At 62.4% G+C, this 11,950-nt stretch carries 11 protein-coding genes; 5 read left to right on the forward strand and 6 right to left on the reverse strand.

Annotation, left to right across the window (positions count from 1 at the left end; translation table 11 throughout):
* Positions 1-16 precede the first annotated feature (16 nt).
* From AC1RWI_RS10335 to AC1RWI_RS10350, 4 genes are all read left to right on the forward strand, one after another.
* Positions 17-1,045, forward strand: coding sequence for a porin (locus tag AC1RWI_RS10335; RefSeq protein ID WP_052494671.1), 1,029 nt, complete (start codon positions 17-19; stop codon positions 1,043-1,045).
* Positions 1,046-1,079: 34 nt separating this feature from the next.
* The gene (locus AC1RWI_RS10340; protein WP_492866153.1) at positions 1,080-2,042 is read left to right on the forward strand and encodes a Bug family tripartite tricarboxylate transporter substrate binding protein; all 963 of its coding nucleotides are present in this window, start codon (positions 1,080-1,082) and stop codon (positions 2,040-2,042) included.
* A 54-nt stretch (positions 2,043-2,096) separates the two neighbouring features.
* Positions 2,097-3,092, forward strand: coding sequence for a fumarylacetoacetate hydrolase family protein (locus AC1RWI_RS10345; RefSeq protein ID WP_492866155.1), 996 nt, complete (start codon positions 2,097-2,099; stop codon positions 3,090-3,092).
* A gap of 308 nt (positions 3,093-3,400) precedes the next feature.
* Positions 3,401-3,973 (forward strand): hypothetical protein, encoded by a 573-nt coding sequence (locus tag AC1RWI_RS10350; protein ID WP_492866157.1) that lies wholly within the window; start codon positions 3,401-3,403, stop codon positions 3,971-3,973.
* Positions 3,974-4,109: 136 nt separating this feature from the next.
* Here the strand turns inward: AC1RWI_RS10350 and AC1RWI_RS10355 are convergent, their stop codons facing one another.
* From AC1RWI_RS10355 to AC1RWI_RS10380, 6 genes are read right to left on the reverse strand one after another with little or no spacing between them, the layout of a single operon-like run.
* A complete protein-coding gene (locus AC1RWI_RS10355) occupies positions 4,110-5,141 on the reverse strand; it encodes a DUF1254 domain-containing protein (protein WP_492866159.1) in 1,032 nt (343 codons plus the stop codon).
* A gap of 60 nt (positions 5,142-5,201) precedes the next feature.
* Positions 5,202-6,551 (reverse strand): DUF1214 domain-containing protein, encoded by a 1,350-nt coding sequence (locus tag AC1RWI_RS10360; RefSeq protein ID WP_492866161.1) that lies wholly within the window; start codon positions 6,549-6,551, stop codon positions 5,202-5,204.
* An 11-nt stretch (positions 6,552-6,562) separates the two neighbouring features.
* Positions 6,563-7,324 (reverse strand): SDR family NAD(P)-dependent oxidoreductase, encoded by a 762-nt coding sequence (locus AC1RWI_RS10365; protein ID WP_492866163.1) that lies wholly within the window; start codon positions 7,322-7,324, stop codon positions 6,563-6,565.
* An 18-nt stretch (positions 7,325-7,342) separates the two neighbouring features.
* Positions 7,343-8,098, reverse strand: coding sequence for an SDR family NAD(P)-dependent oxidoreductase (locus AC1RWI_RS10370; protein ID WP_492866165.1), 756 nt, complete (start codon positions 8,096-8,098; stop codon positions 7,343-7,345).
* A gap of 11 nt (positions 8,099-8,109) precedes the next feature.
* Complete coding sequence (gene lipP1, locus AC1RWI_RS10375) at positions 8,110-9,045, reverse strand: LipP1 family hormone-sensitive lipase (protein ID WP_492866167.1); 936 nt, start codon at positions 9,043-9,045, stop codon at positions 8,110-8,112.
* A gap of 14 nt (positions 9,046-9,059) precedes the next feature.
* Entirely contained in the window at positions 9,060-10,652 is a 1,593-nt protein-coding gene (locus AC1RWI_RS10380; protein WP_492866169.1) for a flavin-containing monooxygenase, read from the reverse strand.
* Positions 10,653-10,879: 227 nt separating this feature from the next.
* Between AC1RWI_RS10380 and AC1RWI_RS10385 the strand changes: the two genes are divergently transcribed.
* On the forward strand, positions 10,880-11,851 hold the full coding sequence (locus tag AC1RWI_RS10385; protein WP_492866171.1) for a LysR family transcriptional regulator: 972 nt from the start codon (positions 10,880-10,882) through the stop codon (positions 11,849-11,851).
* Positions 11,852-11,950 lie beyond the last annotated feature (99 nt).

The following is an 11,950-nucleotide window of genomic DNA, read 5'->3' on the forward strand; positions in this document are numbered from 1 at the left end:
AGAAATTGGAGGAGACATGATTGATAAATATGGCCGCCGTCGCGGCCGGGAAACGTTCGCCCTGGCGATTCTTCTGGCTGTAGCGACGCCCGTCAACGCGGGCAGCCAGGTGTATGGCATTGCGGACGCATACTTTGGCACGGTGAAGCCAAGTGGGGCCAGCGGCAGTGTAGTTGGCATCGGCAGCGGCGGAATGTCGTTGTCATTTTGGGGCGTGGCAGGCAGTGAGGATCTTGGGAATGGCCTGAAGGCAAACTTCCGCGTGGAAGGCTTCTACCAAATCGATACGGGAGCATCCGGGAGATCGGCAGCCGACAGTCTTCTGTCAAGGAACGCCTACGTTGGCATTGAGGGAAGGGGTGGAGAGGTGCGCATCGGGCGACTATCCAGCCCTACCTACCTGGCGACCGCCCAGTTTGATCCATTTGGAGGCTCGACGGTCTTTTCCCCGGTGATGAACCCACTTTGGGTTCCATCGTTTGGCCGATACATCGCAAGCGACACGGCCTGGAGCAATGCCGTCGGCTACTACACACCCGAATATGCTGGGGTGTCTGGTCGCTTCGTCTATAGCCTTGGCGAGGTCAGTGGCACGAACTCCTCGAACAATGGCGTCGCTATGTTGTATCTGGACCGCGGACCGCTTACCGCAACCATCTTGTTTCAACGAACTCGCGTAGGTCCAGGCCTGCCGACGGGAAGTTGGGCACAAAGCGTCTTGGTGGCAGGCGCCGCTTATGACTTTGGCTGGATCAAGCCAATCTTGCAATACGACGCGACGCGCGCGAGCGGCACGACCTTCAGGACGGATACGTTCATGGTTGGCGCGAATATTCCATTTTCGACCGGAAAAATTGCGCTCGCTGTGACGCAAACCAATGTTCGCTCCTCCACCCAAGCGGACGTTCGCCGGCGCGACGCGGCAGTTGGTTACATTTATCCGCTGTCAAAGCGAACCGACATCTACGGAAACGTGCTTTATGACAAGCTAGGCAATTTCGGTAGCGGAATTACGGCGGGCATCGGTATGCGACATAAATTTTGATTTATTCAGACACCGTTTATTTGAGGAGTCCCACATGAATATGCATGGATACCTTTTTCTCGCATTTGCACTAGTTTCGTCCGCCGCTATGGCTCAACCATCGTCGTGGTTGCCGTCAAAACCCGTCCGAATCGTGGTTCCTGCTTCTGCCGGGTCTGCGCCGGACATTTTCGCGAGAATCTATGCAAGTGAGTTACAGAAAGCGTTGGGGCGATCTGTTGTGGTCGACAACAAGCCCGGCGCCTCTGGCATCATCGGAACGGAAAATGTTGCGAAATCTGATCCGGATGGGAGCACGATTCTTTTTGGCTACAATCAACTTGTCACGATAAATCCATATCTTTATCCAAAATTGCCATTTAACGTAAAGCGCGACTTGAAGCCTATCTCGATAGTTTTGGCAGGCTCATATGTTCTCATTGCGAACAATGATTTACCTGTCCGAAATCTGGATGATGTAATCAAACTCGCGAAAAGCAAGCCGGGAGCGCTCAACTACGGCAGCAGCGGAAACGGGAGCATGATGCATCTGGGCACAATGTTGATTGAGCAGGCAACAAAAATTCAACTGACTCACGTGCCATACAAGCAAGCGGCGATTAACGATCTGGCGGCGGGGCATATCCAATTGTTGATGGAGCCCGCGGCCACCGCCATCCCTCAAATCAAAGCAGGGAAAGTCAAGGCGATTGCGGTGACCGGGCTGAAGCGGCTCGCCGCTCTTCCAGATGTGCCGGCAGTATCCGAGACGTTGCCAAACTATGATTTGTCGGGATGGAACGCATTCTGGGCGCCTGGAAACACGGGGAATAGCGTTATTCAGCGGTATCAGCAGGAGCTCGATAAAATCAATCAAACTCCAATTATCAAGGATCGCGCGCGCGATCTCGGTTATTTTCCCGCCTCAACCAACTCCCAGGAAATGGCTTCAAGAATCAACAAAGAATCTGAAATCTGGGGAAAATTGATCAGGGACCACCATATTCAACTTGATTGATCGAGATCGCAGGGGCAGCCCGGCAAACAACCTGTTTTTGAAGGAGATGCAAGCGTGAAACTTGGGACGATTGACAATTGGACGCGGGATGGTGCTCTCGCTTTGGCAGACACGCGCTCAGGCCAGGCGATCGTTGTATCGCACATCGTTGGCACGATGCAAGAAGCCATCGATTCGTGGTCGAAATATTCGGAACCTCTGCATGAAGAGTATCGACGCCTGCAGAAAGGCACACTGTGCGCAACGGTGCCAATCAGCGAGTTGCGATGGCGCGCGCCGTTACCTCGTGCGTATCAGTTGCTCGACGGCGGCGGATACAGGCCGCATTTAGAACTCGGCTTTAGCATGCGAAAACAGAGTTTCCCTGAGGAAATGGCGGAGAAGCCCAGCTTCTATCAGAGCGTTTCCGACTCGATCCTGGGTCCGACGGAAGACTTCATTCTCGGCACCGACGATCAGGGTACGGACTTCGAGGCCGAACTGGTGGTCGTGACCAACGACGTCAAGCAAATGGCAACAAAGGCCGAAGGCGCAAACGGAATTCTGCTGGTCGGGCTTATGAATGACATTAGTCTTCGCCTTACTCAAAGGGTGGAGCACGCGAGAGGTTTCGGTTTTTACCACTGCAAGCCTAAAAAGACGCTCGCGCCGTTCCTGGTTACGCCGGACGAGCTTGGTGAGCACTGGATCAATTTCAAAGTTTCACTTCCGGTGGAAGTCAGGTGGAACGGCGAGGTATTTGGTTGCCCAGACGGGGCGGAGCACATGATGTTCGATTTCGCGACGCTGGTTTCGGAGGCCTCGCGCCATAGAAAGCTCACCGCGGGCACAATTATCGGTGGGGGCACCGTCGCAACTTATGACCGGGACACGTTCGGCCAATGTTGCATTCTCGAGCGCCGTGCACTGGACCTTTTGGAGTTCGGCGAAGAAAGAACGTCGTGGTTAAAGCCCGACGATCGGGTCCGGATCGAAGTCAGAATGCCGGATGGGTCGACTGTCTTCGGCGCGATCGATCAGGTTTATCGTGTCACGCCATGGGGGCGCTAAGGCAACCATGCACTGAGGATGGGCTTGCGCATGCCGCCCACACGCGCCGCTCCCTCTCACAATCCTGCCGACGAGGGTAGACATCAAACAATCCTTAACAACGTCGGCCATTGCGTGTCGGCCGCCTGCGTGACCGCTACTGTGTCGAAGATTGCGACCTATACGGTTCCGAGCCAGGCTCGCTATGTCGTTGTGTACTCCGGAAGTCCACTGTCCGTGCGGTCCACCATTGCTTCGGAAAATGGCACCATCTGGGGCGTCCCCTATTCCTATACCGGTGACGTCGATATCACGCTGAAGGCAGCCCAATGATGCAACGGATTCCATCCCCACGTTGGGTTCCACGCACGGCCGCTGCCCTGCTGATAAGCACCCTGCTCGCAGGCTGTGCGGAAATGGTCTCGACGGTGGACCCCGGACAGGATGGGGCACGCGTTCGATTCCGCCTGGCCGAGCCCGGCAGCGTATTCGTCAGCGAAGCAATGCCGACCCCGTGTTTTTTTGAAACAGACGCCACGGCAGGCCGTGTTGTCCAGGTGAGTTACGACACCCACGCCATTCAATGGATCGTTGAGAGCAGGCTGAGTCGTCTTGGCATGCCTGGCGGCGAACAATACCCTTCGATCTCCTATGCCGAGACCCGGGTACGTGCAGGGGTACCGATTGCCCTGCGCTTCAAGATGATGGAAGGCGCCGGAACCCTCAACATGTTCCCCCGCTACGTACAGTGGCGCATGACCCTTGAGCCAGGCAAGGACTACGAGATCCTGGTGGGCAATGCGCTCCGCTCGATTGCCGTATCGCAGATCGTCAGTGACGCCGACGGTAATCGGCTGGTCCCCGTTGCAAACGCCATGCGCACCCCTGTCTGCCCGGCGTAGCCGCGCCGATAAAGTATCCATGATTCGAACGATCGGCCACGGCGGGCGTGGAAGGCGAACGGCTCCACCTGAAGTAGAGCGGACACTCTACCCCCCGTGGTAAGAAGCGACCCCTCTCTTTGCTGATGGCGTCCGCTCACGGCACCGGCAGCGCATCCGGAAACGTCCACCGCCCGTCGAGGATCTCCGCGCGCGGCAGGTAGAACCGCACCATGTAGTTCCACCCCGGCATGACTGGGATGCAGTTCGGGCTGTCCGACCCGCAATCGCCGAAGCGGATCGACACCGTGCCGTCGCCCCCCCGCTTCGCCGTCAGGCTGTTGACGGTGTAGGCCCCCTGCGCATTGGGCGCGAAGTATCCGGTCGCATCGTACACACTGACCGACCAGAAGCCGTCCACCGGGACTTGCGGCACGTCGAGCCGGTACGCCGTCTTGCCGTCGTTGTGTGCCGGCTTCGTGATCAGGTAGAGCGCATCGCGCTCCGGGATGCCGCCCCATGCGATGGCGCTGCCAACCAGATGACGGACGGGATCGACCATGCCGCTTGGCCCGAACATGCCGCGTGAATCTGGGACCGTCGCGCCGAGTGTGATCAATGCGCGGCGCAGCGCATCCTGGCTGGTGGTATCCCATGCGGGCATGTCGAACCGGCCGGGACCACCGGGCTGACTGACGGTGATCGCATCCTGAAGGGCGTGCGCCGCGCGCATGTCCGCAGGATCGCGCGGGTCCACCATCGTGCGGATGCCGACTAGCGCGTAGCGCGTTCCCACGTTTTCCTTCGTCAGCGTGTAGCGGCCCGTGCCATAGCGGACCGCGGCCACATTGTGGTCCTCGCTGAAGACCGACAGCGACATGTAGCGCGTGCCGGCGTCCGGCAGCGTGAGTGTGGCCGGGCCGGCGTCGAGATCGAACACGGCGCTGGAGTACAACGTGTCGCGGTTGCCGCGCACGACGGTCTGCGCCTCGACCGGCATGAGGCTCCTCGCATGCATGAAGCGGCCCAGCGCGCCGCGTTTCACGACCCGCTCGAAGTACCGGTCCGACTCCGCGCGCGGGAAATTGTCGACGGTGACGGCTACCGGCGCTGCGGACTGTGCGTGGGCGCTCAAGGCGACCGTGCCGATCAGCGTGGAAGCGACCACGCCACAGAATCGTACTTTCATCTGCTCTCCTTCCGGTTGTTCATCCGATGCGCCGCAATTGCCCAGCTTCAGCGGCCCGGGCTAGTCCACCCGGACAAGCGCCGGCGGATAGGCATCGCCGTTCGCGACCTCGGCATCCGGGCCGTAGTAGCGGAACGTCAGGTTGTAGCGGCTCCCGGCGGGAGTCGGCAGCCAGTTCGATCGGGGCGTACCCGACGGCAGCGTGGGGGCGTAGACGATCGTCAGCGAGCCGTCCGCGTTGTACTTCAGCGCCGACTCCTTGTTCAGCAGAAATCGGCTGATCGGATTCGGAATGACCTTGAAGTCCTGCGCATCGACCGCTATCACCGACCAGAAGTACCGCGCACGCTTCGACGGCAGCGCCGCGGCCGGGAACGTCTGGGAATACACCTGCCCGCCATCGAGCCCGCGGTTGCCGAAGTAGGCCACCTCGGCGCTGTTGTTCGCCCAGATGCCGACCAGGTTCACGGCCGTCCGCGTCTTGTAGTCGCTGCCGTAGTTACCGACAATCGACGGCCGGACCCAGCCGTTGCGGACCGTGCCCAGGTTTCGGATCTGAGCCTGGAGCGCCTGCCAGGCCTGCTCGCGGATCGTGCGATCGACCCGTGCACGTCCCTCGGCACCAGATCGTGCCAAGGCGGCGACGGAAGCCACCTGCGCGCGAACCGCCGCCATGCCTGGATTGATATCGGGCTCGCCGCGGAGGATGGCATCTGTCCAGTCGAATACCTCGGCACCGGGCAGGTTCTTGTTGGTGAAGACCGGTACCTCGATCGGCGGATCGATCTTCGGCTGTCCCAGTGGCATCAGCGTGAACCGCCGCTGAAGGCGTGCAGCACCGGCAGGGTCCGCGCCCAGCTCGATACGAGCCAGCACACGGAAGGTCTTGCCCGGTAGATCGATGCGTTGCAGGCCCGCCGGCACACTGACGGCTGCCCCTTTGAGGCACAGCGCATAGCTGCCATCGGGATGCGACGGATAGGTGCGTTCGTTGATATTGAGGACGGTATCGCCCCAGCCGTCAAGCATGTGCCAGGTGTAATACCGCCCATTCACCTTCGGCATATCGAGCCGCACGCACGTCTTCTCGTCAACTGCCACCCACGCTTCGGAATAGGCGACATCCAGGTTCGGATTCGCCCACGCCACGCCGCCGGGCTCGCGGTAGACGAGCTGGTTCCACTGGAATCGGTCCCGCGCGAAGTCGAGCCGCTGCTGGCGGAGAATCAGCACGCGGCCCAGCAGGTAGAGGTAGGCGTCGCTGATCTGCCGGTCCGTCGGCGCGGAGGCCTGTTGCTGTTGGACGTACGGCTCGCCTGCGCCACCACCCTGCGGCGCGGACGGCGCCATGCAGGCCGCCAGCATGAGCAGCGCGGCGCCCGCGGTTGCTGTCGCACGCAAGCCCTTCATCGGTCGTCTCCTCATTGCGCGCAATAGCCGCCGTCGACTATCAGGCTCGTACCCACGACGAACGATGCATCGTCGCTCGCGAGAAACAGCACGGCCTTTGCGACCTCATCGGCTTGTCCCAGGCGGCCGATCGGATGCGCCGCCACGAGACGCGCGCGCGCTTCGTCGCTGGCCCGCTCGATCAGCGGTGTTGCTACAAAGCCGGGGCATACCGCGTTGACGCGTATGCCGTCCTTCGCATAGGCGACGCCAAGCGAACGCGTCAGGTTGACCACACCGCCCTTTGCCGCGTTGTACGACGCGGCACCCGGCATGCCGACATGGCCGAGTATCGACGCCATGTTGACGATTGCGCCACCGGTGCCCTGCTTCTTCATCTGCACGATGGCAAGCTTGTTGCTCAGGAAGACGCCAGTCAGGTTGACGTCGATCATCTGCTGCCATTGCTCGACACTGACGTCCTCGACCGGTGCGGACGGATGCGCGATGCCGGCATTGGCCACCATGATGTCGAGCCGTCCGAAGCGGTTCACGGTGTCATCGATGAGCCTGCGTGTGTCGTCCTCCCGGGACACGTCGACTTCGCTGTAGTGCGCAGCAAAGCCGCTTGCGCCCAGTTCACGCGCCAGCTTCTCGCCGAGTGCCGAGCGGTCGGCTATGACCACGTTGGCGCCTTCCGACGCAAACAGCCGAACCGTTGCCTCGCCAATACCGCTGGCACCGCCCGTTACGATGGCGACCTTGTCCTTGAGCTTCATGTCGATGCCCTCCATTCAGTCTGTGGTTGCCGGCTATGCCGCCGTGAATCCGCCGTCCAGCACGAGTTCGGCACCGTTCATGTAGGACGACTCGTCCGAAGCGAGGAACAGTGCGAGGCCGCCGACTTCATCCGCCGTGCCCAGTCGCCCCATCGGCGACATAACCTGGCCGAGGTCCTGCTTGCTGCGTCCCGCCGTGCCCGAAGCGTAGTCCGCCATCGCCGTATCGATGAGCCCGGGATGGATCGAGTTGACCCTTACGCCCCGGGCAGCGAACTCCAACGCAGCAGCCTTGGTCATGGCGCGCACGGCGCCCTTGCTGGCGCTGTACATCGCGGACCGGGGCGAGCCGACCAACCCGGCAACCGACGACACGTTGATGACCGAGCCCTTGCCCGCGCGCGCCATCAGTGGCATGACGTGCTTCATACCTAGGAACACGCCCGTGACGTTGATCGCCATCAGGCGGTTCCATTCATCGAGTGTGGTCTCGACAAGCGGCTTGAGCACAAAGATGCCCGCATTGTTGAAGAGCACATCCACCGTACCGAACGCCTCGACGGCAGCGCCGACGACTTGCGTCCACTGCGTTTCGCAGCCCACGTCGTGCGCCAGTGCCACGGCGCGCCCGCCGGCTGCGTTGATCGTGTCGGCGACTTCCTGCGCGCCGTAGCGATTGATGTCGGTCACCACGATGCTTGCGCCTTCGCGCGCGAAACCAAGCGCGGTAGCGCGGCCGATACCGCCCGCCGCACCGGTGATGATTGCAACCTTGCCTTGCAGTCGCATGTCCGTACCTCTTATCGATCGTCGCTCTGGAACGCCGCCCTGAGCGCGGCCGCCGTGTCGTCGAGTGCCTGCCGGCCCTTGTCCAGTACGCCCGGCATCCAGCAGAAGCCGTGGATGGTGCCGTCATACCGCTTGCATTCCACCGGCGTGCCGGCCTCTGCAAGACGGCGCGCGTAGGCTTCGCCCTCGTCGCGCAGCGGATCGAACTCCGCCGTGATCACGAAAGCTGGCGGCAGACCGCGATGGTGTTCGGCGCGCAACGGCGAGGCGTAAGGATGCGTGCGGTCGGCATCGCCCACGTAGTGGTTCCAGAACCAGACCATGCTGTCGCGCGTGAGCATGTAGCCCTCGGCGTTCTCGCGGTACGACGGCGTGTCGAGCGCGCCGTCGGTCACCGGGTAGAGCAGCACCTGGAAGCACGGTTGCGGCGCGACGCGGTCACGCGCCATCAGCGCGACGACTGCGGCGAGGTTGCCGCCGGCGCTATCGCCTCCCACGGCGATGCGTGTGGCGTCGACGTGCCTCGCGGGCGCGTGTTCCACCAGCCATTGGAATACTGCGTAGGCATCTTCGGCGGCGGCGGGAAACCGGTGTTCCGGTGCGAGCCGGTAGTCGACCGACACCACCACGCACGCCGCGCGACTGGCGAGGCGGCGGCACGGTACGTCCACCGTGTCGAGGTCGCCCACCACCCAGCCGCCGCCGTGGCAGTACACCAGCGCGGGGAACGGGCCGTCACCGTGCGGCGTGTAGACGCGAACGCGGAGCTTGCCGGCCGGGCCGGGAATCGCCATGTCCTCCACGCGCACGATGTCATCGGGCGGACCGGCGAGCTTGCGGAAGTCGAAGGACTGCCGCGCCTGTTCCGGCGTGCAGGTGTGCAGCGGCGGCCTGCCTACGGCCGCGATCATGTCCAGGATGTAGCGGGATTGCTGGTCGAGCGCCATGTCGATCCCTCTCCTCAGGCCTGCAGGAAGCCGTCGTAGCCGTTCGCCGCCACGCGCTCGCAGATGTCCCGGTAGACGCTGATGCCAGCGAGGTAGATCGGGAAGCTCATCTTCTTGCCTTCGACGTTTGATCCGTTGTACCAGGACTCGCCCTTCGGAAAGAGCGTGGCGTCGGCCACTTCATGGCAATGCTTGCTCCAGGCTTCTTCCGACTGCGGCTTCGCCTCGATGACACCGATGCCGTTCGCCTCCATGCGTCGGATGCAGGCGTCGATCCATTCCACGTGCTGCTCGATCGACCAGACCATGTTAGAAAGCACCGATGGGCTTTGCGGTCCGGTGATCGTGAACATGTTGGGAAAACCGGCAGTGGCGAGGCCGAGGTAGGTGCGGATGCGCTCGCCGTCGGCCCATTTGTCGCGCAGCGTCACGCCGTCGCGGCCTCGGATGTCGATCTTGAGCAGCGCGCCGGTCATCGCGTCGTAGCCGGTGGCGAAGACGACTGCGTCGAGCGGATACTCTGCGTCGCGGGTGCGCAGGCCGGTGGGCATGAATTCCGCGATCGGGTCAGCCTTTACGTCGACGAGCGTCACGTTGTCGCGGTTGTAGGTCTCGAAGTAGCCGGTATCCATGACCGGACGCTTCACGCCGTACAGGTATGTCGGCGTGAGCTTGGCGGCGATCTTCGGATCCTTCACGATCTCGCGGATCTTGCTGCGGATGAATTCGCACACAGTCTCGTTGGCGCTCGCGTCCGTGACGAGATCCTTGTACAGACCGTGCATCCAGCCGCCTTCGGTCCATGCCTGCTCGTAGCGCTGCAGGCGCTGCACTTCGGTATCCTCGAACGCGGAGCGGTCGCCGCGCGGCCGGGTCGTGGTGCCGCCCCACGACTTCATCACCGTGGCGTGCAGCGCCGGATAGTTGGCCTTGATCCCGTCGACATATGCGCGGTCGTAAGGATGATTGGCGGCCGGCGTGCTGTATTGCGCCGTGCGCTGGAACACGTACAGGTGTTCCGCCTGCGCGGCGATCTGCGGGATGGCCTGCACGCCGCTCGACCCGGTGCCGATCACGCCAACGCGCTTGCCCGCGAAGCTGACCGGCTCGTGCGGCCACGTGCCCGTGTGGTACTGCGCGCCGCCGAATTGCTCCAGCCCCTTGAAGGCGGGCGTACTCGACGACGACAGGCAGCCGACGCCCGAAATGAAGTACTTCGCCGTGACCTCGCGGCCGTCGTCGGTCCGCACGCGCCACTTGCCGGCCGCTTCGTCGAAGTGCGCGGAGACGACACGCGTGCGGAACTGCACGTCACGACGCAGATCGAAGCGGTCCGCCACGTGGTTCAGATAGGACAGGATTTCCGGCTGCTCCGCGTAGCGGCTCGACCACGTCCAGTCCTGCAGCAGGTCCTTCGAGAACGTGAAATTGTAGTAGATACTCTCGACATCGCAGCGGGCGCCCGGATAGCGGTTCCAGTACCACACGCCGCCCACGTCGTTGCCGACCTCGTACACCCGCGCCGAGAGGCCCGCCTCGCGCAGGCGATGCAGCATGTAGAGGCCCGAAAATCCCGCGCCGACCACAATGGCGTCGTAGTTGTCCATCTCACTGTCTCCTTCATTCTTTTCGACTGGCGCCCGACTCGGGGCCGAAACACATCGTCTGGTTTTTTCATGCTCGCATCGGCTGTTGAGGGTGTCCAATTCAACTTTTTCCGCGGCATTCCTGAAAGTCATACCGCCCGCGGACCGGGTTGGTCCCCAGAGACGCGCGGGCGCCGCGCGTGGCAGAATCAATGCCTGTCGGCGACCGGTATGAGGGAGAAAGGAGAATGGATGCGCGTCTGAAGCAGGCTGTCGCCGTGGGCAGGTTCGGCTCGTTCACGAAGGCGGCCGAAGCGGTGAATGTGACGCAGTCGGCCGTCACCAAGAGCGTGGCCGAGCTGGAGCGACGCGTCGGCTTCCCGATCTTCCTGCGCACGTCGCGGGGCGTAGTGCCAACCAGCGAAGGGCGTGCCTTCCTTGAGCGCGCCTCGCGCCTGCTCGCGGATGCGGACGAACTGCTGAGCGAAGCGAGCCGCACGGACCCGTTTAGCGGTAGCCTGCGCATCGGCATCTTCCCGCCCACGTTCGAGTGGATGCTCGCTAAGCCGCTGGAAGTACTGGTGCGGCGCCATCCGCGGCTGCTGCTTGACATCACGTCCGGCGCTAAGGAACGCGGCGTGCAACTGCTCGACCAGGGCGATATCGACATGGCCATCGGGCTCGCCTCCACGTTCTCGGACAAGGCTCGTTTCCGCGTCGAGCCCGTCGCCACCATTGCCGCCACGCTCTTCGTGCGGCGCGGGCATCCGCTGCACGCACTCGCCGCACCGGCTGCGGAAGACATGGCGCGCTATGACATGGTCCTCCCCACGCAGATCTGGGACCTGTCGCTCTATCCCATCCTCAGCCGGATCTGCGGCCATGCGGAGCCGAACCGCGTCCATCGCATCGAGAATTTCTCGCTGCAATGCAAGGTCATCGAAAACACCAACGCGTTCGGCGTCGTCGACCTGGAGCTCACGAAGACGGCGTATTTCCAGTCGCGCTTCGCCGTCGTGCCGGGCATGAAGGCGCCTGCCACCGCGGGCATCGTCTGCGCGATGCGCGAGCAATGGACGCCCAAGCCGGCCGTGGGCACGCTGGTCGACATCCTGCAGCAGGTGCATGCCGAGGGCCTGCTGAACAGCGACATCGAGAGCAGGTTGTTCGGGCACGAATGCGCGGCGTTGCCATTGGAGGACACGCCGCGCCAACGTTGATAGCTGGATTGTGCGCTGTCGTGCCTTGTGCACCGTCGCATAAGTTCCGCTGCGCTAGTGGTTTTCCCCAGCCCCCCCGTCTTGCCTGTTGCATGCGCT

It is taken from the genome of Cupriavidus sp. MPR-AND1C, from assembly GCF_058809705.1.

Coding starts and splice junctions, on each gene's coding strand:
- AC1RWI_RS10350 (WP_492866157.1), top strand. CDS start 3,401: ATGATGCAACGGATTCCATCCCCACGTTGGGTTCCACGCACGGCCGCT.
- AC1RWI_RS10360 (WP_492866161.1), bottom strand. CDS start 6,551: ATGAAGGGCTTGCGTGCGACAGCAACCGCGGGCGCCGCGCTGCTCATG.
- AC1RWI_RS10355 (WP_492866159.1), bottom strand. CDS start 5,141: ATGAAAGTACGATTCTGTGGCGTGGTCGCTTCCACGCTGATCGGCACG.
- lipP1 (WP_492866167.1), bottom strand. CDS start 9,045: ATGGCGCTCGACCAGCAATCCCGCTACATCCTGGACATGATCGCGGCC.
- AC1RWI_RS10370 (WP_492866165.1), bottom strand. CDS start 8,098: ATGCGACTGCAAGGCAAGGTTGCAATCATCACCGGTGCGGCGGGCGGT.
- AC1RWI_RS10335 (WP_052494671.1), top strand. CDS start 17: ATGATTGATAAATATGGCCGCCGTCGCGGCCGGGAAACGTTCGCCCTG.
- AC1RWI_RS10380 (WP_492866169.1), bottom strand. CDS start 10,652: ATGGACAACTACGACGCCATTGTGGTCGGCGCGGGATTTTCGGGCCTC.
- AC1RWI_RS10365 (WP_492866163.1), bottom strand. CDS start 7,324: ATGGAGGGCATCGACATGAAGCTCAAGGACAAGGTCGCCATCGTAACG.
- AC1RWI_RS10385 (WP_492866171.1), top strand. CDS start 10,880: ATGGATGCGCGTCTGAAGCAGGCTGTCGCCGTGGGCAGGTTCGGCTCG.
- AC1RWI_RS10340 (WP_492866153.1), top strand. CDS start 1,080: ATGAATATGCATGGATACCTTTTTCTCGCATTTGCACTAGTTTCGTCC.